Source organism: Kribbella sp. NPDC058693 (assembly GCF_042715335.1).
Taxonomy (GTDB): domain Bacteria; phylum Actinomycetota; class Actinomycetes; order Propionibacteriales; family Kribbellaceae; genus Kribbella; species Kribbella jiaozuonensis.
On record NZ_JBHXSQ010000001.1, the window covers coordinates 52,099 to 73,891 of the forward strand.

The 21,793-nt window shown below is 68.2% G+C and carries 17 protein-coding genes, 1 pseudogene and 1 riboswitch; of the genes and pseudogenes, 4 read left to right on the forward strand and 14 right to left on the reverse strand.

The features are described 5' to 3' along the window. Positions 1-15: 15 nt before the first annotated feature. Together ACFWUU_RS00295 and ACFWUU_RS00300 are read right to left on the reverse strand one after the other, a co-directional pair. On the reverse strand, positions 16-210 hold the full coding sequence (locus tag ACFWUU_RS00295; protein WP_134098478.1) for a DUF3046 domain-containing protein: 195 nt from the start codon (positions 208-210) through the stop codon (positions 16-18). After that, positions 207-1,322: an LppM family (lipo)protein gene (locus tag ACFWUU_RS00300; RefSeq protein WP_380171411.1), complete on the reverse strand. Its 1,116-nt coding sequence runs from the start codon at positions 1,320-1,322 to the stop codon at positions 207-209. The genes ACFWUU_RS00295 and ACFWUU_RS00300 overlap by 4 nt, the downstream gene beginning before the upstream one ends. 108 nt (positions 1,323-1,430) lie before the next feature. On the opposite strand from ACFWUU_RS00300, the gene ACFWUU_RS00305 reads away from it, so the two are divergent. The 3 genes from ACFWUU_RS00305 (at position 1,431) to ACFWUU_RS00315 (ending at position 7,451) form a co-directional block, all read left to right on the forward strand. Then, entirely contained in the window at positions 1,431-6,086 is a 4,656-nt protein-coding gene (locus tag ACFWUU_RS00305; protein WP_380171413.1) for an ATP-dependent helicase, read from the forward strand. 18 nt (positions 6,087-6,104) lie between these two features. Beyond that, positions 6,105-6,890: an Fpg/Nei family DNA glycosylase gene (locus ACFWUU_RS00310; protein WP_380171415.1), complete on the forward strand. Its 786-nt coding sequence runs from the start codon at positions 6,105-6,107 to the stop codon at positions 6,888-6,890. A 120-nt stretch (positions 6,891-7,010) separates the two neighbouring features. Beyond that, complete coding sequence (locus tag ACFWUU_RS00315) at positions 7,011-7,451, forward strand: DUF4262 domain-containing protein (RefSeq protein ID WP_170989742.1); 441 nt, start codon at positions 7,011-7,013, stop codon at positions 7,449-7,451. A gap of 8 nt (positions 7,452-7,459) precedes the next feature. Here ACFWUU_RS00315 and ACFWUU_RS00320 read toward each other — a convergent pair whose 3' ends face one another. From ACFWUU_RS00320 to ACFWUU_RS00370, 11 genes and pseudogenes are all read right to left on the reverse strand, one after another. Continuing rightward, positions 7,460-7,750, reverse strand: coding sequence for a helix-turn-helix domain-containing protein (locus ACFWUU_RS00320; protein ID WP_137254617.1), 291 nt, complete (start codon positions 7,748-7,750; stop codon positions 7,460-7,462). Positions 7,751-7,913: 163 nt separating this feature from the next. Continuing rightward, positions 7,914-8,408, reverse strand: coding sequence for a CinA family protein (locus ACFWUU_RS00325; protein ID WP_380171417.1), 495 nt, complete (start codon positions 8,406-8,408; stop codon positions 7,914-7,916). A gap of 101 nt (positions 8,409-8,509) precedes the next feature. Next, entirely contained in the window at positions 8,510-9,742 is a 1,233-nt protein-coding gene (locus tag ACFWUU_RS00330; protein ID WP_380171419.1) for a DUF2332 domain-containing protein, read from the reverse strand. A 284-nt stretch (positions 9,743-10,026) separates the two neighbouring features. After that, positions 10,027-10,650 (reverse strand): CDP-diacylglycerol--glycerol-3-phosphate 3-phosphatidyltransferase, encoded by a 624-nt coding sequence (pgsA, locus tag ACFWUU_RS00335; RefSeq protein ID WP_137254615.1) that lies wholly within the window; start codon positions 10,648-10,650, stop codon positions 10,027-10,029. Continuing rightward, the gene (locus ACFWUU_RS00340) at positions 10,647-11,906 is read right to left on the reverse strand and encodes a radical SAM protein (RefSeq protein ID WP_380174241.1); all 1,260 of its coding nucleotides are present in this window, start codon (positions 11,904-11,906) and stop codon (positions 10,647-10,649) included. Before ACFWUU_RS00340 ends, pgsA begins: the two co-directional genes overlap by 4 nt. Before the next feature lie 237 nt (positions 11,907-12,143). Then, positions 12,144-12,620: pseudogene (locus ACFWUU_RS00345) on the reverse strand (MiaB/RimO family radical SAM methylthiotransferase); the annotation flags it as partial. 57 nt (positions 12,621-12,677) lie between these two features. After that, positions 12,678-13,442: a helix-turn-helix domain-containing protein gene (locus tag ACFWUU_RS00350; RefSeq protein WP_380171421.1), complete on the reverse strand. Its 765-nt coding sequence runs from the start codon at positions 13,440-13,442 to the stop codon at positions 12,678-12,680. Positions 13,443-13,551: 109 nt separating this feature from the next. Continuing rightward, entirely contained in the window at positions 13,552-14,118 is a 567-nt protein-coding gene (locus ACFWUU_RS00355; protein ID WP_137254613.1) for a hypothetical protein, read from the reverse strand. A gap of 4 nt (positions 14,119-14,122) precedes the next feature. Then, positions 14,123-16,741 carry a DNA translocase FtsK 4TM domain-containing protein gene (locus ACFWUU_RS00360; RefSeq protein ID WP_380171423.1) on the reverse strand — a complete coding sequence of 873 codons (2,619 nt, stop codon included), beginning with the start codon at positions 16,739-16,741 and terminating at the stop codon, positions 14,123-14,125. A gap of 73 nt (positions 16,742-16,814) precedes the next feature. After that, positions 16,815-17,591, reverse strand: a complete 777-nt coding sequence (locus ACFWUU_RS00365; RefSeq protein ID WP_380171425.1) for a DUF4184 family protein — start codon at positions 17,589-17,591, stop codon at positions 16,815-16,817. Then, positions 17,592-18,107 (reverse strand): DinB family protein, encoded by a 516-nt coding sequence (locus tag ACFWUU_RS00370; RefSeq protein WP_380171427.1) that lies wholly within the window; start codon positions 18,105-18,107, stop codon positions 17,592-17,594. A 95-nt stretch (positions 18,108-18,202) separates the two neighbouring features. Next, a riboswitch (SAM riboswitch) is annotated at positions 18,203-18,316 on the forward strand. Positions 18,317-18,332: 16 nt separating this feature from the next. Here ACFWUU_RS00370 and ACFWUU_RS00375 point away from each other — a divergent pair. Next, positions 18,333-19,697 carry an aminotransferase class V-fold PLP-dependent enzyme gene (locus ACFWUU_RS00375; protein WP_137254610.1) on the forward strand — a complete coding sequence of 455 codons (1,365 nt, stop codon included), beginning with the start codon at positions 18,333-18,335 and terminating at the stop codon, positions 19,695-19,697. 13 nt (positions 19,698-19,710) lie between these two features. On the opposite strand, the gene ACFWUU_RS00380 is transcribed toward ACFWUU_RS00375, so the two are convergent. Beyond that, complete coding sequence (locus tag ACFWUU_RS00380; protein WP_380171430.1) at positions 19,711-21,771, reverse strand: prolyl oligopeptidase family protein; 2,061 nt, start codon at positions 21,769-21,771, stop codon at positions 19,711-19,713. Positions 21,772-21,793: the final 22 nt, after the last annotated feature.

Here is a 21,793-nt window from a genome sequence, read left to right on the forward strand (position 1 = left end):
TTGTTGCCTAGGGCATCAACGTTCGCTGGCCGGAAGGTTCAGGTGCGCCCACACGGCACGCCAGACCACCTTCGCGGCCTCCCCTTCGGCCAGGGCCTCGACGACCGTACGGCCGCCGAGTTCCTGGACCACCTGGGTCTCGGCCCAGGTCCGCGCGTACGCCGGACCGAGATGGTGATCCATCCGAGCCCAGAACTCCGTCAGTCTCATTCCTGCCCGTCATCGTTCCTCGGCGGCGGTCCCCAACCGCCCTGCTGCCCCGGCTGGGATCCCGAAGGACCACCCTGCTGCGGCGGCCGCTGACCGTACTGACCAGGCTGCCCCTGGCCGGGCTGCTGTCCCCAGCCACCAGGGCCCTGCTGCGGAGGCTGTCCCTGCTGAGGCGGCTGCTGCCCCGGTTGCGGACCCCACTGCCCCGGCTGAGGCTGCCCAGGGTACTGCGGCTGACCAGGCTGACCGCCGTACGGCGGCTGACCCTGCGGCGGCTGACCCGGGTACTGCCCAGGCGGACCGTACTGACCGGGCTGCCCCTGCGGACCGCCGTACTGACCCGGCTGCCCCGGGTACTGACCCGGACCAGGCTGCTGCCCGTACCCCGGCTGCCCCGGATACTGCCCCGGACCGCCGTACTGACCAGGCTGGCCGGGGTACTCACCCGGGAACGGCTGTCCGTAGCCCTGCTGCCCCTTGCGCCTGCGGCCGCGCAGCACGAAGAACACGACCGCGGCGATCGCCAGCAGCACCAGCACGATGATCAGGATCAGCGCCCACGTCGGGAATCCGCCGCCGGCCTCGGACGTCAGCGAGATCTTGCCGAGCTTGTCGAGGCTGTCGTACGTCGCTGTGCGGCCGCTGATCTTCGCACCGTCGTCGTGCTCGAGGATCTTGCCCGGCATGGTGATCTTGAAGTTGACCTCGGGCTGGCTGCCGGACGGAACGCTGCCCAGGTTGCCGGCCTTCACCGTGACCATGACCTTGTCGCCGTCCTTGCGGAAGCTGACGCCGTCGCCGCTGGAGCTGCCCATCTTGTCGAACGGGACGCTCTCGAAGGTGCAGTTCGAACCGACGTACTTGTCGTCCTCGAACGAGTTGCAGCTGACCCCTTCGGTGGTCGTCTGCTTGATACCGCTCTCGATCTGCTGGCGGACCTTGTCGAGGGACTGGCCACTGGACTGCAGCAGCTGCTTGTCGACCCCGATCTTCATCGAGCCCGAGACCGTCTCGTTCGACCCGACCTTCAGATCGGCGTCGAGCTTCACACACCCGGTCAGAGCGACCAGGCAGGCAACGACGACGAGCGCTGCGCGTACGCGGTTGATCATGTCGCCGATCATTCCAGACGACGGGGACAACCTCTGCACCGGACGGAAAGCGTCTCCTCACCGTCTGCCACCAACCGCTCGTGAAAACTGTCGGCGGGACCCGGCAAGATGGTCAGCGTGAAGAAAACCAGCGCGTTGAGCCGGTTCTCGCCCGCGACCCGGGCGTGGTTCGGCGACGTCTTCGAGGCGGCCACCCCGGCCCAGCTCGAGGCGTGGGACGCCATCACCGCGGGCCGGGACGCGCTGGTGGTCGCCCCGACGGGATCAGGTAAGACGCTGGCGGCCTTCCTCTGGGCGCTCGACCGGCTGGCCACGACGCCCCCGCCAGACGATCCGAAGCTGCGCTGCCGAGTGCTGTACGTATCACCGCTGAAGGCGCTCGCGGTCGACGTCGAGCGCAACCTTCGTGCGCCGCTGATCGGCATCCGGGAGACTGCGCGCCGACTCGGTGAGGCACCGATCGACGTCGAAGTCGCGGTGCGTTCGGGCGATACTCCCGCCAGCGAGCGCCGACGGTTTGCGACGCGGCCTTCCGACGTACTGATCACCACCCCGGAGTCGTTGTTCCTGTTGCTGACCTCGCAGGGGCGGGAGTCGCTGCGAGGAGTCGAGACCGTCATCGTCGACGAGGTGCACGCGGTCGCCGGGACCAAGCGGGGCGCCCATCTGGCGCTCACACTCGAGCGACTCGACACCTTGTTGCCGAAGCCTGCGCAGCGGATCGGACTGTCCGCGACAGTGCGACCAGTGGAGGAGGTTGCGCGGTTCCTTGGTGGCGAGCGGCCGGTGACTGTGGTGCAGCCCAAGTTCACCAAGCAGTGGGATCTGAGCGTTGTCGTTCCGGTCGAGGACATGGCAGAGCTGGCCGCGACCGAGGTCGAGACCTCTGGATCCGCGGCCGGTCCCCAGCAGCACGCCTCGATCTGGCCACATGTCGAGGAGCACGTCTTCGATCTGATTTCCCAGCACAAGTCGACGATCGTCTTCTCGAACTCGCGACGATTGGCCGAGCGACTGACCGCTCGGCTCAACGAGATCGCTGCGGAGCGGGCCGAGCTGGAGCTGCCGGAGTTGGGCTCGCCTGCGCAGGTGATGGCTCAGTCGGGTGGATCCCTGGCCGCGCCTCCCTTGATCGCCCGAGCCCACCATGGCTCGGTCAGTAAAGAGCAGCGAGCACTGATCGAGGCGGATCTGAAGTCCGGGCGGCTGCCCTGCGTCGTCGCGACGAGCAGCCTCGAGCTCGGCATCGACATGGGCGCAGTCGATCTCGTCATCCAGGTCGAGGCGCCGCCGTCCGTCGCGAGTGGATTGCAGCGAGTGGGTCGTGCGGGTCACCAGGTCGGCGCGGTGTCGCGCGGCGTGCTGTTCCCGAAGTTCCGTGGCGATCTGATCGACACAGCCGTCGTCGTGCAGCGGATGCGCGACGGCATGATCGAGAGCTTGCACATCCCGGCGAACCCGCTCGATGTGCTGGCTCAGCAGATCGTGTCGATCGTCGCGCTCGATTCCGTGGAAGTCGACGAACTGTTTGCTCTGGTGCGCCGCTGCGCACCGTTCGCCACGCTGCCGAGATCGGCGTACGACGGTGTGCTCGACATGCTGTCCGGTCGGTACCCGTCGGACGAGTTCGCGGAGCTGCGGCCGCGGATCGTGTTCGACCGGGTGAGTGGCGAGATCTCCGGTCGGCCCGGCGCGCAACGGCTCGCGGTGACGAGCGGCGGGACGATTCCGGATCGTGGGCTGTTCGGGGTGTTCCTGGTCGGCGAGTCGACGAATCATCGCGTCGGCGAGCTCGACGAGGAGATGGTGTACGAGTCACGCGTCGGCGACGTCTTCACGCTCGGGGCATCGAGCTGGCGCATCGAGGACATCACCCACGACCGGGTGCTCGTCTCCCCCGCCCCGGGCCAGCCGGGCAGGTTGCCGTTCTGGAAGGGCGATGCGGTCGGGCGGCCGGCGGAGCTTGGTGCGGCGACCGGTGCATTCGTCCGCAAGATGGCGTCATTGCCGGCCAGCAAGGCAATCGATCGTGCGCGGACCGCGGGCCTGGACGAGTACGCCGCCAACAACCTCGTGTCGTACCTCGCCGAGCAGCGCGACGCGACGAGCCGAGTGCCGGATGACGTGACGATCGTGGTGGAGCGATTCCGCGACGAGCTGGGCGACTGGCGGGTTTGCGTGCATTCGCCGTACGGCGGTCAGGTGCACGGCCCGTGGGCGCTTGCGATCGCGGCCCGGCTCCGGGATCGGTACGGGATGGACGCGCAGTCGGTCTCAGGTGATGACGGGATCGTGCTGCGGCTGCCGGAGACCGATGAGGCGCCGCCGGGTGCGGACCTCGTGCTGTTCGACCCCGCTGATATCGAGGATCTGGTGACCACTGAGGTCGGCGGGTCGGCGTTGTTCGCGGCGCGGTTCCGGGAGTGTGCTGCGCGGGCGTTGTTGCTGCCGCGGCGTAATCCAGGGCGGCGATCACCGCTGTGGCAGCAGCGGCAGCGGGCGTCGCAGCTGTTGAGCGTGGCCAGCAAGTACGGGTCGTTCCCGATCGTGCTCGAGACATTGCGTGAGGTGCTGCAGGACGTCTACGACCTGCCGGCGTTGAAGGATCTGCTCACCGGGATCAGCGAGCGCCGGATCTCTGTCGTCGAGGTCGAGACGTCGGAAGCATCGCCGTTCGCGAAGTCCCTGCTCTTCGGCTATGTCGGCGCTTTCATGTACGAAGGCGACAGTCCGCTTGCCGAGAAGCGTGCGGCCGCGCTGTCGCTCGATCAGAGTTTGCTGGCTGAGCTCCTCGGGCGGACCGAGCTGCGGGAGCTGCTTGACGCCGAGGTCGTGCTGCGCACCGAGGCCGAGCTGCAGCGGCTGGCCGAGGATCGCCGTGCGCGCGACGCCGAAGGGTTGTTCGACGTACTGCGGATGATCGGTCCGCTGTCGTTGTCGGAGGCAACGCAACGGTGTGTCGATGATTCGGATGCTGAATCGTGGCTGACCTCGTTGGCGGCCGCCCGTCGAGTGGTGCGGGTTCGGATCGCGGGTGAGCATCGGTGGGCAGTTGTCGAGGACGTGGCACGGTTGCGGGACTCCCTCGGCGTGCCACTGCCGCCTGGGGTCGCGGAGGCGCATGCGGAGCCGGTCGCCGATCCACTTGGCGACCTCGTGTCTCGGTATGCGCGAACGCATGGGCCGTTCCGGGCGATCGATCTCGCGACGAATCTCGGGATCGGGGTTGCCGTTGTCAGCGAAGCGTTGCGGCGGCTGGGTGCGGCCGGACGAGTTGTGGAAGGCGAGTTCCTGCCGGGTGGGATCGCGCTTGAGTGGTGTGACAGCGAGGTCCTCCGACTGCTGCGGCGGCGATCCCTCGCTGCCTTGCGCAAGGAGGTCGAGCCGGTTGATCCGTCCGCGCTGGCCCGGTTCCTGCCTGCATGGCAAGGGATCACGAGCAGCCGCGGTCGCGGGTACGACGTACTGCTCGGCGCCGTCGAGCAGCTAGCAGGATGCGCAGTGCCGGCGTCGGCGCTGGAGTCGATCGTGCTGCCGTCACGAGTGCCTGGGTATCAGCCGTCGATGCTGGACGAGCTGACGGCGACGGGCGAAGTGGTGTGGGCAGGATCGGGTTCGCTGCCGGGGACAGATGGGTGGGTGTCGCTCCATCTGGCAGACAACTGCGACCTGACGTTGCCCGATCCGGATCCGGATCTCGAGCTGGGTGAGACGCACCAGGCTGTGCTCGATGCGCTGTCGGGCGGTGGCGCGTTCTTCTTCCGCCAACTCAGCGATGCGGTCGGATCCGCAAACGGCGTCGTAGAGGACGAGACGTTGGTCGGCGTCCTCTGGGATCTCGTCTGGGCCGGGTACCTCACCAATGACACTCTCACCCCGGTCCGATCGCTCGTCGGCGGCGGCCGAGGCAGTCATCGAACCCGTCGTACGACGCCTCGCGCACGGCCGGGCCGTCCGATGCGGCCCGGGCGGCCTGCGATGCCCGCGCGGAGTGGTCCGCCGACGGCAGGTGGGCGATGGTCGTTGCTTCCGGCCCGCAGTTCGGATGCGACCCGGCGAGCGCATGCGGCAGCGGAGACGCTGCTGGATCGCTACGGGATCGTCACCCGTGGGTCGGTCATCACCGAGCGGACGCCCGGTGGATTCGCCGCCGTTTACAAGGTGCTCAGCGCATTCGAGGAGTCCGGGCGGTGCCGGCGCGGGTACTTCGTTGCGGGGCTCGGGGCTGCTCAGTTCGCCCTGCCTGGAGCCGTGGATCGGTTGCGTGCGCTCGCGGAGCTTTCGACCCCAGCCTCGCCGGGGTCTGACGGTCCCTTCGGTCCTGCTGGACGATTCGGGCCGGGTGGCGCCCGGCCAGGCGGTGGTGGCCGTGGCAGGAAGGACGAGGAGCTGACGGCGCGGGCCGTCGTACTCGCGGCTTCCGATCCCGCGAATCCGTACGGAGCTGCCCTGCCCTGGCCCGAGCGAGAGAGCGCAGGTGGGCACCGTCCCGGCCGGAAGGCTGGTGCGTTGGTCGTCATGGTCGACGGGCAACTGATCGTGTACGTCGAACGCGGCGGGCGGACCGTGCTGAGCTTCACCGAGGATCCCGACCTGCTTCAGCCGGCGGTTGATGCGCTGGCGTTGTCGATCCGGGATGGCCAGCTCGGCAAGCTGAGCGTCGAGACGGCCGATGGTGAGCAGGTTCGGCACACGGCGTTCGGCGATGCGCTGGCGAAGGCCGGCTTCCATGCGACACCACGTGGTCTGCGGCTTCGGGCCTGACGTCGGGAGCGATCGGTCATGCCCGAAGGAGACACTGTCTGGCGAGCCTGTAAACGGCTCAACCAGGCTCTCGCCGGTCAAGAGCTCGTGCGTACGGACTTCCGCGTGCCTTCGCTCGCGACGACCGACCTGAGCGGTCGGACGATGCTCGAAGTAGTTGCTCGCGGCAAGCACATCCTGATGCGACTCTCCGGTGGGTTGACGCTGCACAGTCATTTCCGGATGGACGGCAGTTGGCATCTGTACCGGCCGGCCGAACGGTGGCACGGCGGGCCCGATCATCAGATCCGTGCAGTCCTCGAAACCGCGCCGTGGACGGCTGTCGGTTATCGGCTCCCGGTCCTGGACGTCGTCGCGACCGACGACGAGGACAGCCTGGTCGGTCATCTCGGACCTGATCTGCTGTCACCGTCGTTCGACCGCGCACTCGCGATCGCGAATCTCGAGTCCGACCCCGGCCGGACAGTCAGCGAGGCATTGCTCGACCAGCGGAACCTCGCCGGGATCGGCAACTTCTATCGGACCGAGGTCTGCTTCCTGCTCGGTCTGCACCCATGGCGACCGATCTCGGCCGTCGACGTCCCTGCGGCAGTCGACCTCAGCCGAAAGCTCATGAAGGCGAATGTCCGCAACGGCACGCAGGTCAGCACCGGGGTCGATCGGCCGGGACAACGTTCCTGGGTGTTCGAACGCGCCGGCAAATCCTGTCACCGCTGCGGCACGACGATCCTGACGGCGTCGCTAGGCGAACCGACCCGCGAACGGGTCACGTACTGGTGCCCTGCTTGCCAACCCGAGAGCTGACCGGCCAGAACTGGCCTGTGGACAACGCCGCCGGCAGACAACAACGCGGATATCTTCTCTGACGCATCGAACAAATGTTCGATCGGAGAGGAGAGGGCGATGTGCGACAGGTGCGGCGGAGTGAGCAACGAGCAGATCTCGCGGCAGATCGAGGACAACATCCGGACTTTTGGCTGGACGATGCAGTACGTCGAGGGCGACGGCGGCCGCAATCCGGCCTTCGGGTACACGCTGGGGCTCAGCCTCTACCGGCATCCGGAGATCATCGTCTTCGATCCGGAGCCGTGCTGGGCCTTTCTCGGGCTCAAACCGCTCGCGTGGGCGGTGATGGGCGGGGCCGTATTCGACGAGGGTGACGACCTGGCCGGCTTCTTTCCGCCTCCGGAGACGGCTCAGCTGCTCCGGTTTCCCGACTCGATCCACCACATGTACACGGCAAACCAGATGTTCCGGCAGCCGGGCGATCCACCGCTGCCCGCGCTGCAGTTGCTCTGGCCGTCGCGCGTGGCATTGATCCGGCCGTCCGACAGCAGCCCGACTCCTGATGGGAGTGGGCGATGACCAGGGGCTCAGGCCGCGGAGGCCACAACCTCCGGCTCGATGGTCGGGTGCGCCAGCACCAGAGCCTCTTCGCGGGCCAGATCCTCGCTCACCTCGGCGAAGACCGTCGACAGCGGCACATCGAGCGCCGTACAGATCGCTGCCAGCAGCTCACTGGAGGCTTCCTTCTGCCCGCGCTCGACCTCGGACAGGTAACCGAGGCTGACGCGTGCGTCAGCGGACACCTCGCGGAGAGTGCGCCCCTGGCGCAGCCGCTTACGCCGCAGCACGTCGCCCAGCAGGCCACGAACCAGCACCATGAGGTTTCTCCCTTCCGCCTGTCCGGCCGCTTCTACTCGCACGGTAGCTCGACCGTAGGAACCAACGGTACCTGTTGCTGGGTCACTACCCCTCGCAACGTCCACCTTCGGTGCGCCGCGCCACTCCGCCTTACCTGTCACCATGCTGGTCCCAACACCTCGTTCAGTCGAGTTCTTCCGCCACAACAGCGGCTCCGAGTTCGAGGACGGCCTGCACACTCCCCCGTCGTACGGCTGACCGGTCACCGGACAACTGCAGTTTGCGCACCTGCACGGACCCCGGTCCAGCCGCCGCGACGTACACCGTGCCGGCCTCGATGCCGGCCTGCGGGTCCGGACCGGCCACACCGGTCGTGGCGAGCCCGTAGTCCGCCTCCAGACGCTCCCGTACGCCGCTGGCCAGTGCGGCGGCCGTGTCCGCGTGGACCGGGCCTACAGCAGCCAGCAGGTCCTCGGGCACGCCGGCGAGCTTGGCCTTCAGATCAGTCGCGTAGACGACCAGGCCACCCCGATACACAGCCGACACCCCCGGCACATCCGTCAGAACCGCCCCAACCATCCCACCTGTCAACGACTCAGCGGTGGCAACCGTCACGCGACGCTCCATCAATAGGCCCACGAACCGCTCGACCGCCGCCTCAAGCCCGTCCTCAGCCACCCGAAACCTCCCGCGCACTCGATCTGTACACATCGCATTGTTGAACAAGAACCAGCTGGCGCCACATCTGACGCGGGTGACTGCTCAAGGTGTGCTGAGGACTACGAATCTGCCAGCCAGGCCAGCATCTGACCACGCAACCAGCAGCGGCCTACCGATTCGGCCTGCAGGGTCGAATGGTTGAAGACGGCTAGGCCGATGATGCTGTGCCCGGATGCAGGACGGTCACCGAAGGTCGGGATCGCCGGCGCGACTCCAACTCCCTCCACCGAGACCCACGCGACTGGCCGGTTGGTCGCCGCTGCGTCGAGACATTGCAGGAAGCGCAGGCGGCTCTCCAGCGGCAAGTCCGAGAGCGCCCATGTCGTGGTGACCACAGGCAGGGCATCTGCCGGCACCCGAGCGAGGGCATCGGGTAGTAACTCGAGAGCGTCACCTTGCATCAAGAACGGAGGCGCCGAGGCCGCCAACTCCAGCTCCCCTTCGAGCCTCGCGATCTGCTCCGGTTGGTCCGGTGGCAGGCAAGCACGCAGCCACCGAGCCTCATCCGCGTCGCTCGTATCAATTGGCTCGGGGTCGATGCCGATTCGCGCAACAACCTCAGGCATCGCGTGCGTCGGAACAGCCTGTTCCTTCACGATCGACGCCGATACCTGCACTGGAGACGACGGGTTTCCCAGCGTTTGTCCGTTGCCGTAGGTGATGCCGGCGCGATCGACGTTCAGGTTGAAGCCAGCTGAGCACCCCACGTCGATGAGCCCGATCGCGCCCGCACCAACCCTGCGTGCCACCTCGGCAATCGCCGGATACAACACCGCGTGATTGCCACCCACATTCCCCCGCACCTTCCGCCCCGAGACAACACCAACCACAGCCTCGGTCATCTCCACCAACGTCCGAACCGCAGCTTCAACAGCAGAGTCGCTGTCGATGCCGGCACGAGCGGCCATCTCCGCGGACGCGGTCGCCTCAAAGCCTGTGGCTGACGGCAGCCCAACCTCCGCACGTACCGCACCGGCAGGTGCTGGCTTGGCAGATGCCGGGTCCACGGATGCCGGCGAGGTGGCTGCCTTGTAGGCGGTGGCGAGGGTTGGGGATTGGCCGGTTAGGGCTAGGTGGTGGAGGGCGGCGAGGATTAGGGCGGGGTTTCGTTTGCGGGTGGGGGCGGATTCGATGGCGCGGAGGGCGGCGTCGGACTCGCTCAGGGCTAGGGCGAGGCGCTCGTACAAGGGCGAGATCTTGGGGGCGTCGACTTCCGCGAAGCGGCGGTAGGTCTGCGCGAGCTTGCTGTGGTTGCCCGTGGATCCTGCAGTTACAGCTGTCGGCCTCGGCACTCGAGCGAGTTTAGTCATCCGACCGGCCACCCGACCCGATGTACGGAACCTTCGGCCATGCGATCCGACGTACGCAACTGTCGGCTGTGCGATCCGGCGTACGGAACCGTCGGGGGCGGGATGCGGCGTACGGAGCCGTTGGGCACGCGGTGCGGCGTGCGGAACAGTCGGGCACGCGATGCGGCGTGCGGGACCGTCGGGCACGTGGTGCGGCGTGCGGAAATGTCGGTGAGGTGGCGGCCGGGTTGGTGGTTGGGGTGGGATGCGCGGGTGGTGCGTGTGGGTTATGGGAGGGGGCGTTTGGCGGCGGCGCGGAGGCGGAGGGCTCGGCCTACGTAGTCGAGGCCGGTGATGATGGTGACTATTACGGCGGCGGCCATGATGGTGATGGCGGTCCAGTGGAGGATTTTGAGGTCCTGCCACGGGAGGAGGTAGAGGCCTAGGGCGATCGCCTGGAGGACGGTTTTGAGTTTGCCGCCTCGGCTGGCGGGCATGACGCCGTGGCGGATTACCCAGAAGCGGAGGGCGGTGACGCCCCACTCGCGGACCATCACGACGATCGTGACCCACCACGGGAGTTCACCCAGGTACGAGAGGCCCAGGAAAGCGGCTCCGGTGAGGGCTTTGTCGGCGATGGGGTCGGCGATCTTGCCGAAGTTCGTGACGAGGTTCCAGCGGCGGGCGATGTCGCCGTCGAAGCGGTCCGTGACGATTGCGACCACGAAGGCGGCGGTGGCGAGCAGGCGGTTGCTGTCGGTGTGACCGCCTTCGCGGAGCAGGAGCCAGACGAACAGCGGTACCAGGACCAGCCGCAGGACCGTGAGCGCGTTCGGCACGTTCCAGGCGCTGGGCGCGTGGAGATGGCCGCCCGCGGCGCGCGGAGCCGGGTTCGTTGGCGGGTTGGTCACGCGGTCAGGTTAGCTGCCGGACGGCTGTCCGGGGTGCTCACGAGCGCGGCGAACTCGGCGATCAGGTCGACACCGTCGCTCGCCACCACCTTCGCAGACACCAGATCGCCGACCCGCACCCCGTCCGGGAGCCCGGTCACCGTCGTCGACCCATCCACCTCAGGCCCCTGATGCGCAGCCCGCCCCTCACCGGTCCGCCCGGCACTCGACCAGACAGTCTCATCGTCGAGGGACTCCGCGTCGGTGGAGATGATGGCGGACGAGGCGTGGCCGCCGCTCGCCGCGTCGGTGGTTTTGGCACCGCCGTGCACCGCAGCGGGAGCCGCGACGCGGGACGTCGGCCGGGGAGCGCCGGCGCCCTCGTCACTCTCCTGCGCGGCGTAGTCGAGCGAGTCAGCGTCGAGGGCGTCGCCATCCAGCGCGTCGGCGTCGAGGGCGTCGGCGTCGAGGGCGTCGGCGTCGAGGGCGTCGGCGTCGAGGGCGTCGGCGTCGAGGTCCTCGGTGGATTCGAGGAGGACTTCGAGGAGTTCGCCGATGCGGGACTCGGCTCGGGCGGAGGTTAGGTCTTCGGCCAGGCGGGTTACTCGGTCGAGACGGGCGGCGATGGTGTCTTCGTCGAGTTTGCCGTCGTAGGTTTCGGCTTCGGTGCCGTCCTCGTCGGAGTAGCCGAAGACGCCGATCGCGTCGAGGCCGGCGCGGGACAGGAAGTCGCAGAGGATGTCGACGTCTTCCTCGGTCTCGCCCGGGAAGCCGACGATGACGTTGCTGCGGATGCCGGCGGTCGGGGCGGTGGCGCGGACCTGGGCGATCAGTTCGAGGAAGCGCTCGGAGTCGCCGAAGCGGCGCATCCGGCGCAGGAGCGGGCCGGAGGCGTGCTGGAAGGAGAGGTCGAAGTACGGGACGACGCCCGGGGTGGAGGTCATCGCGCTGATCAGCGTCGGGCGCATCTCGGCGGGCTGCAGGTACGACACACGGACGCGGATGATGCCGGGGACCTGGGCGATCTCGCCGACGAGGGTCTCGAGCAGGCGGAGGTCGCCGAGGTCCTTGCCGTACGAGGTGGAGTTCTCGGAGACGAGGAAGAGCTCGCGTACGCCGTTCTCCGCCAGCCATTCGGCCTCGCGGAGTACCTCGGCGGGGCGGCGGGACATGAAGGCGCCGCGGAACATCGGGATCGCGCAGAACGCACAACGGCGGTCGCAGCCGGAGGCGAGCTTCAGCGGCGCCATCGGGCCGCCGTCGAGGCGTCGACGCATCACGCGGGGACCGCTGGCCGGTGCGGCCGCGAGGTCGGGGGCGTCGATTTTCAGCTCTTCCGGCGCACCGGTGACGAACCGTCCCTTGAGACCGTCGCCGGGCTCACCGGAACCCGCAAGCGCGGAGGCATCCTTGGGCCGAAGCTGCTCGGGGATGTGTGAACCGACGACAGCCGCGCGCCCATCAGCAGTCGGCTGGTCGGCGGTCGTGGGCTCGTGCGCGGTGCTCGGCTGGTCGCCGTGGCCCGGGACGGCTACTCCTGGGGTGGAGTGGCGGTCGGCGGGGGCGAGTGGGAGGAGTTTGCGGCGGTCGCGCGGCACGTGGGGCTGGTGTTTGTTGCCGGCGAGGATGGAGCGGAGGCGGTCCGAGATGTCGGTGTAGTCGTCGAAGCTCAGGACTGCGTCGGTTTCCGGGAGGGCTTCGGCGAGCTGGTCGCCGTACCGTTCGGCGAGGCAGCCGACTGCTACGACGGCCTGCGTACGGCCGGAGTCCTTGTAGTCGGCGGCGGCCAGCAGGGTGTCGACGGAGTCCTTCTTCGCGGCCTCGACGAATCCGCAGGTGTTGACCACCACCGTGTCCGCCTCAGCGGCGTCGTCGACCAATCGGAAGCCGCCGGCCTCGAGTCGGCCGGCCAGTTCCTCGGAGTCGACATCGTTGCGGGCACAGCCCAGCGTGACCAGGGCGACGGTGGTGGGTTGCGTATTCATCACCATGAGTATGACTCGCCGTACACTCCCCGGCCTAACTCAGCAGCGCATCTCACAGCACGATCAGGAGCTGCCGGCGGTCTTGCTGAGAGTCCCGTTCGGGTGGGCGGTGAACTTGTAGAGCTTCGTCGGGACGCGCTTGCCGTTCAGCGTGACGATGAGGTTCCCAGGATTGCCGACGGTCACGCGGATATCGCCGGAACTGGTCACCGACTGCGCGATACCGGGACTGAGACGCCCCTGGAACAGGCGGCGGTTCTTCTTGTCGCGGACCGTCAGGTACGTGCCGTCGTTCTTTGCCGTCAGCGTCAGCGCGGTCATCAGCACCGGCGGCTTGGCGGTCGTCGGCTTCTTGGTGGGCCGGACGGTCGGCGTCACCGGCGCCTTGGGGGTCGGCGTCGTGACGGTCGCCGTGGTGACCGCTGTCTTCGACGCGTTCGCCTCGATGTCGCTCGGCAGCGTGAACAGCCGCACCATCCCCCAGCCCATCAGGATGACCAGGATCGCGCCGACCACGATCGCCCAGCGCGGGCGGGCCGGGCGGAGCGTCGGGCCCTTGGCCGCGGCGCGTTCCTCGCGACGGGCCTTCTCATCCTCGACCGCGTGCTCGGCGTCGAACGCAGCGATCAGCGGAGCGGGGTCGGCCTTGACCACGCGAGCGATGGAGCGGATGTGCCCACGGGCGTAGAAGTTCCCGCCGCAGCGGGAGAAATCGTCGGCCTCCATGGCGATCAGCAGCCCGGTTCTGATCCGGGTCGCAGCGCTCAGCTGCTCGATCGTCATGTCGGCCCGCTCGCGGGCCGCCGTGAGATCGCTGCCGATGCTCACTTCCCCACCATCCTCTCGTTCGTCCGATCACCTGTGCGGACTGCCGACGTCACTCGCCGGACCGCAGACATCAAGTCAACGGCCTTGGTACGACGGGGTCACGCACGAGTCAGAGTTGTTCCCTGACCGGACATCTGGCATCCGCGAGCATGTGCAACGCCTGCACCACTGCCCCGTTCGACGGCCGTGCCGTCAACCCGAACGGTATCGCGAGTGAGGATCCCGTCAGTCGACGGTTGGCATCAGTTGTCTTGCGGGACGAACTCGGCATCGCACCGAGGATCGGCCCAGGATCCTGCAGATGTACGGCGATCCGCCCGTCGTCGAGCGGATGCCGGCGCTGCAGCACCGTCACCTCTTCAATGTCTTCCCACCGGGTGCCGATCCATTCGTTGCCGATCCGCAGCCGGATGCCGACGTCGTCGGCAACGAGCATCTCCCCCACCGTCAGCGCGCGGGCGCACACCACAGCAAGTACGGCGAAGCCCGCCGCGGCGATCCAGCGCAGGATCCCGGTCGGACTCGTGGACGCCGACGCGGCGAAGCCGAGCGCGACCAGTGCGGCGCCGACGGCCAGCCCGCCGTGCACCTTCTGGGAGGCGCGGACGGTGAACGGCACGGGCTTGGGGTCGACGTCGAATCGATCCTGCCTGGGCAGTGCGCTCGCGGCGGTCACGCTGTCACTCTCCTCGGAGGGTGGTGATGAAGTCCTCTAGGTCGTCAGGCTTGACCAGGACGTCCCTGGCCTTCGAACCTTCACTGGGACCGACGACGCCGCGGCTCTCCAGGATGTCCATCAGCCGGCCGGCCTTGGCGAAACCGACGCGGAGCTTACGCTGCAACATCGACGTCGAGCCGAACTGGGTGGAAACGATCAGCTCGGCGGCCTGCACCACCAGGTCGAGATCGTCGCCGATCTCGTCGTCGAGGTCCTTGCTCGGACCGGCCGCGACCGTGACGTCCTCGCGGTACGTCGGCTCGAGTTGCGTCTTGCAGTGCTCGACCACGCCGCGGATCTCGGACTCGGTGACCCACGCGCCCTGGATACGCATCGGCTTGCTCGCGCCCATCGGCAGGAACAGACCGTCACCCTGACCGACCAGCTTCTCCGCACCTGGCTGGTCAAGGATGACGCGGCTGTCGGCCAGCGACGAGGTCGCGAACGCCAGCCGCGACGGCACGTTCGCCTTGATCAGACCGGTGACGACATCCACCGACGGCCGCTGCGTCGCAAGCACGAGGTGGATACCGGCCGCACGCGCCAGCTGGGTGATCCGGACGATCGAGTCCTCGACGTCTCGCGGCGCGACCATCATCAGGTCAGCGAGCTCGTCGACGATCACCAGCAGATACGGGTACGGCGTGAGCACCCGCTCGGAGCCTGGTGGCGGCTTCACCTTGCCGCCGCGGACGGCCTTGTTGAAGTCGTCGACGTGCCGGAAGCCGAACGCCGCGAGGTCGTCGTACCGCATGTCCATCTCGCGGACGACCCACTGCAGCGCCTCGGCCGCCTTCTTGGCGTTGGTGATGATCGGCGTGATCAGGTGCGGGATGCCCTCGTAGTTGTTCAGCTCGACCCGCTTCGGGTCGACGAGGATCATCCGTACTTCGTCGGGCGTCGCGCGCATCAGGACCGACGTGATCAGCGAGTTGACGAACGACGACTTACCCGAGCCGGTCGCACCCGCGACCAGGAGGTGCGGCATCTTCGCCATGTTCGCGACGACGAAGCCGCCTTCGACGTCCTTGCCGAGGCCGGCCACCATCGGGTGGTGATCGTTGCGGGCGGTCGCCGAGCGGATCACGTCGCCGAGGCTGACGATCTCCTTGTCGACGTTCGGGATCTCGATACCGATCGCGGACTTGCCCGGGATCGGCGACAAGATGCGTACGTCGGCCGATGCCACCGCGTAGGCGATGTTCTTCGACAGCGCGGTGACCTTCTCGACCTTCACCGCCGAACCGAGCTCGACCTCGTACCGCGTGACTGTCGGACCGCGGGTGTAGCCGGTCACCTGGGCGTCGATACCGAACTGCTCGAACACCTCGGTCAGCCGGTCGACGACCTGGTCGGACGCCTTGGTCCGGGCCTTGTGCACCGAGCCGGGCTTGAGCATCTGCCCGTCCGGCAGCGTGTACGTGATGTCGCCGGACAGGCTCAGCTGCTCGACGCGCTGCGGCAGCGGCGTGTGCGGCGGCGGCTCGGGCGGCGGGGCCGACGGCTTGCTCGGCACAGCGGCCGCCTCGAAGGCCGGCTCGGCGCTGACGTCAGAAGCGTCGACGTCGTACGCGTCCTCCTCCGTCGCAGGGGCCTTCGCCTTGCGCCCGCGCTTGGAGATCTCGCGGCCCTCGAGCACCGGCGAGTCGTACGGCTTGACCGTCGGCTCACCATCCTCCTCGAGCTCTGCCGCCTTCGCCCGGCGCTGCTTGCGCGTCAGCCGGACGGTGTCGTCGGTCGGCGCGGCCACCACGGACGGAGCGTCCTCCGGCAGCGCCGTACGCCCCATCAGTACGTCGAAGGCCGCGCGGAACCGCAGCGGGATCGCGTACACCGGCGTGCCGGTGATGACCAGCGCGCCGAAGATCGAGAGCAGGACCAGCAGCGGCGCAGCGACGTACTGCGTGAGCAGGTCCGACAGGAACGACGAGATGACGTACCCGATCGCGCCGCCGGCGTCACGCAACGGGCCGTCGGCCGGGTTGCTCGGCCGGGGCAGACCGTTGGCGATGTGGATCAGGCCGAGTACGCCGAGGCAGACCGCCGTCCAGCCGATCACCTGACGACCCGCCGGGCCGTTGTGGTCCGGGTGACGCAGGGTGCGGATAGCGATGAGCAGCAGCATCAAGGGCAGCGCCCAGCCGAGCATGCCGATGCTGCCGCCGACAACCGTGCGTACGCCGTTGCCGACAGCGCCCGGGAGGTCCCACCAGATTGCGGCGGCCACGACGACCGCCAGACCGATCAGGAACAGGCCGGCGCCGTCACGGCGATGCTCCGGCTCCAGGTCGCGGGCGCTGTGGCCGATCCCCCGCACCATGCTGCCGAGCAGATGGGCGATGCCGATCCAGACCTTCACCACCCCGCGACACAGGGCGAGCATGGCGGCCGCGAACGGGCCCGGTCCGCTGTTTTTGGGCGTGCTGGTCCGCGCAGCGGATGATCCACCGCGCTTCGTGCTCTGCCCACGCTTCTGGGCGCCGGACGGACGGGAGCGTCCACCAGCAGCCGAACGAGCCGTGCTCGGCCGTTTGGCTGCCGACTTCTGCGCCCGCGCCGGGGAAGACGTGCGGGTCGCCATACTGATCAGGCTACCCCGATAACCCCTTGAGTCCCATGTGTCACACGCCGATCACGCTGCCCCATCCGTAGCGTCACAGCGTGACCACGCGTCTCCGCAAGCGGAGCAGTTGCCAGACGACGACGTAGCAGGTCAGCGCGGCGAGAGCGCCCGACACCAGGCCGGAGAGGGCCAGCCGCACCGCCGTTTCCCCGCTCAGGGCGCCGTCTGCCCGGCCGACTTCGACGATCGCGCCGGCGACGGCGAGCAGCAGTCCGGCGACAAGCACGACGTACCTCGCCCAGGGCGCGACCAGGTCACGGGGAGTGACCGACGGCGGCGTACGGCGGTACCAGCGGTAGAGCCAGATCGCCAGGACGAGGCAGCCGCCGAGTGTGCTGACGTACTGCAGGATGCGGTTCACGTCCCAGGCCGGCGTCACGGTCGCGCGGAAGACGCCTGGAAAGTGGCGGACGAAGTAGCCGTCGCCGTGCGTGAAGGAATCCCAGACGACGTGAGTGACCGCGCCGATGACGGCCGAAATCACCGTCCACAGCAGGCTCGGCGTAGCCGATGAAGGCAGGCGGGCGGCGAGCGGCGCCGGGGCGAGGGCGATGAGCGGGCGCTGGAGGACGAGGTTGAACACCGCGAGCAGCAGGAGCGCCAGAAGCGGGTCGAGCCACAACGCCGAGGTGAACTCATGTGTCAGCGTCAGCGTGAAGTTGCCGTTGATGTACTGCGTGGCGAACCGGTAGATCGGGTCGACGTACAGCAGGTCAGGCGCGACCGCGCCGGCGACCAGGGCTGACGCCACGAGAGGTCGCCGGATCAGCGGGAGGACCGCCGCGGGGTGGGCGAGGGTGAACGGCATTTACGCGCCCGTGGTGCCGTCGAGTTGTTCCCGCAAGAGGTCGGCGTGACCGCAGTGCCGGCCGTACTCCCCGATCAGGTGGATGTAGATCATCCGCAGCGTCGACTCGGTCCCGCCGAACGTGAAGCGGTCGTCCAGCGAGTGATCGGCCGCCGCCTCGTCGGAGAGCTTCCACTCCGCGATCAGACCCTCGTACGCCGCCTGCGCGTCGGCCGCATCGATCAGCTCGAAGTCCGCGTCCTTGCCGAGCTCGGGCGCGAACAACGGCTCGGCCGGTGGCTCTGCGAAGTGGATCCGGAACCAGATCCGCTCGACCTTGGTCAGGTGCCGGATCAGCCCGAGCAGCGAGAGGTTGGACGGCGGCGACGGCCGTTCCGCGAGTTGCGAGGCGGTCAGACCGGCGCACTTGAACAGCAGCGTGGTGCGGTAGAAGTCCAGATAACCCTGCAGCAGCTCGCGTTCGGGCGCGGTCAGCGATCCGTCCGGTCGCTCGACGGCGGGTGCTCTCCAGGTCATCGTTTTCCTCGTTTGTCTCGCGATGTGTTCGTCAATCTCATTAAATGAGATAGCCACTGGCGGTGCCCGTGGCCGGTTCGTTACCGTACTCGGCAGGTCATGAGTGTCAGCGACAAGCCCCGGCTCGCTGGCCGGCAACCCTCCTCCGCGGTGGGGTGCCCCGGGTGAAGACCAGGCCGTGCGGATACCCCGCTCGGCAAGTGCGGACTTCCTGGGAGCAGCAGCATGTCGATTCTCTCCATCCTCGAGCCTGCCAGTACGACGACGCCCCGCCTGACGGTGGCGCACCGAAGCACCGGCAGCATCCCTGCCACCGTCGGTTCCGACCTCCTGGTCCCGCTGGCCGACGGCCGGGTCACCGACTACGCGAACTTCGACCACGGCGCGAGCGCCCCGTGTCTGGAGTCCGTCCGGGCCAGCGTGGAGGCGGCGCTGCCGTCGTACGCGTCGGTGCACCGTGGCAACGGGTATGCGTCCCGCATCACCACGCAGTGGTACGAGCGGGCTCGTGAAGAGGTGCACGCCTTCGTCGGCGCGCGCTCCGACGACCAGGTGATCTTCACCCGCCAGACCACCGACGCGCTCAACCTGCTGGCCCGCGCGGTGCCGGCGGACGCGACCGTGATCGTGTTCGAGTCCGAGCACCACGCCGCTCTCCTCCCTTGGCCGGCCGAGCGCACTGTTCGCCTCGCCGCGCCGTCCAGCTCCACAGAAGCCGTCAAGAAGGTTGCCGACGCACTCCGCGAAGCTCCCGAAGGCCCGCGGCTCGTCGTGATCACCGGCGCCTCGAACGTCACCGGCGAGATCTTCCCGATCGCGGAGATCGCCAAGGTGGCGAAGGCCCACGGCGCGCGGGTCTGCCTCGACGCCGCGCAGCTGGCCCCGCACCGTCCGGTCGACATCTCCACCCTCGATGTCGACTGGGTCGCGCTGTCCGGTCACAAGCTCTACGCGCCGTACGGCGCCGGCGCGCTGATCGGCCGCTCCGACTGGCTCGACGCCGCAGATCCCTACCTGTACGGCGGTGGCGCGACGCACGCGGTCACCGAAGACACCGTGGTCTGGGCGACCGGCCCGGCCCGGCACGAGGGCGGCTCTCCGAACGTCATCGGAGCCATTGCGCTGGCGAGTGCGTGTGCCGCGATCAGCAAGCACCGCGACGCGATCGAGCAGCACGAGCGCAGTCTGCTGGCCCGCCTCCGGACCGGTCTCGCCCAGATCGACGGCGTCACGACGTACTCGATCTTCGGCGAGGACGCGGACCGCGTCGGCACTGTCTGCTTCACGATCGCCGGCCTGACCTCGACACTCGTCTCTGCGGCACTCAGCGCGGAGTACGGCGTCGGCGTCCGTGACGGCAAGTTCTGCGCGCACCCGCTGGTCGGCCACCTTCTCGCCGACTCGCCCGAGCACGGTACGGCGGTTCGCGCCAGCCTCGGCCTCGGGACGACGCGCGAGCACGTGGACCGCCTCGTCAACGCAGTACGCACGCTGGCCACCAGTGGTCCGCGGGCGGAGTACGCGGAGACCGCGCACGGCTGTCAGCCGTCCGACGATCCCCGCGACCTCCAAGCGCCGCGCATCTGGTAGTACAGCAGCCCTCCTACTGCTCAGGAGGTACGAGACCTACATGGTGAGCAGCGAACGCCAGTAGGTCCGCCCACTCCGCCGCGACCATCGCGGCAGGCTTGCCGAAGCCATGGCCGGTGTTGACCTCCACCCGAGTCAAGACGGGCTGCGGACCGGTCTGGGCATGCTGCAGCGCCGCCATGAACTTGTGACTGTGCAACGGAACCACCCGGTCGTCATGGTCACCTGTGACCACCAGCGTCGCCGGGTACGACGTGCCGTCGCTGACGCGATGCAATGGCGAGTAAGCCAACAGGTCCTCGAACTGCTCCGGATCGTCGGGCAAACCGAAGTCGGACGCCCACGCCGCACCCACTGTGAACTTGTGGAAGCGCAGCATGTCCAGCACCCCGACACCAGGCAGTGCGACCGCGAACAGATCCGGCCGCTGCGTCATCACCGCACCGACGAGCAGCCCGCCGTTGCTGCGACCGTGCACGGCCAGCTGCGCCGGAGTGGTGACGCCGGTGTCGCGCAGGTGCTCAGCGACCGCGATGAAGTCGTCGAAGACGTTCTGCTTGTTCTTCAACCGGCCGGCGTCGTGCCACTCGGTCCCGTACTCACCACCGCCGCGCAGGTTCGCGATGACCAGCACTCCCCCGGCCGCCAACCACGCCGGCCAGCCGGGCCGGTAGTCGGCCTGGATCGGGATGCGGAACCCGCCGTACCCCCACATCAGCGTCGGACGCGGAGTAGAGAAGTCGAGGTCCGACCGTGTGATCAGGAAGTACGGCACGTCGCGGCCGGCCGCGATCTGGCGGGTCACCGTCACCTCTGGCGGCGTGAAGCCACCGGATCCGCGGACCAGCTCCGGCAGCGCGCGTACGGCGCCTGACCCGGTCGAGACGACGTACGACAGCGTGGGGTCCGTTGTCGTCGACAGGCCGATGAACAGCTCGTCGTACTCCGGTCCGGCGTTCAGATCGACTACGCCACCGCCAGGTACGTCGACCACACGCTGGCCGGAGCCATCCAACCCATAAAGCGTCAGCACGGGCTGTGCGTCGACGAGCGTCAGCGTGGCTAGTCCGTCCGCCGTACCCCGGACTGCTTGCAGCGTCGCCTCGCCCTCGGGGATGAGGTCGGTGAACTCACCGGACAGCGACGAGAGGACCACGCGGCCACGAGAGGCGTCGCGGTCGGTCCGCAGTACAAGCTGGTCGCCGGACATCCGTACGAAGGCGATCTCGTCGGCGAACGAGTCCACCACCTTCGACGGGTCGCCCAGCCCGTCCGCCGTGATCGGGTAGACCCAGAGGCGGGTGGCCGGATCGGTCCCCTCGGTGATGTGTACGACGAGGTACCGATCGTCCTCCGACACCTCCGGCGCGAGGAAGATCTGGTCCTCACCGGGGAAGCTCAGCACCAGCTCGTCCTCGGACTGCGGCGTGCCGACCTTGTGCAGCGTCAGCCGCCCACCGGTCAGCGACTTCGTCTCGGTCCCCTCGCTGCGCCCACTCGACGGGTAGTGCAGATAGAGGTACGCCGAGCTGTCCGGCAACCAGACTGCCTCGCAGAACTTGGCCTCCGAGACCACGTCGTCCACCTGCTTACCGGTGGCGATGTCGAGCAGCCGGAACGTCGTCCAGTCGCTGCCGCTCTCGTTGATGCCGTACGCGAAGTACTTGCCGTCCGGGCTGACCGTGAACGTGCCAAGCGAGTCGGTGCCGTCCTCGGACAGCGTGTTCGGGTCGATCAGCACCCGGCCGCCGGAGAGCAGCTCCTCGAGCGACTCGGCGACGTAGATGACGTCCTGGGCCTGGGTGCCGTCGTTGCGGCCGACGAAGTACCAGCCTGCTTTCTTGGACGGCACACCGGCACGCGGGCGAGCCAGGATCGCGGACATCGTGGTCTGGAACCACTCCCGCTCGGGGTAACCGGAAAGCTCGGCCTGGGTGAACTCGTTCTGCCTCTGGACCCAGTCCTGGGTGTCCGGCGAGTCAGGATCTTCCAGCCAGCGATACGGATCGGCGATCTCGCGACCGTGCAGGGTCTCGACCACATCGTCGCGGCGGCTCTCGGGATAAGCGGTCATGACGCCAAACCTAACCGAACCC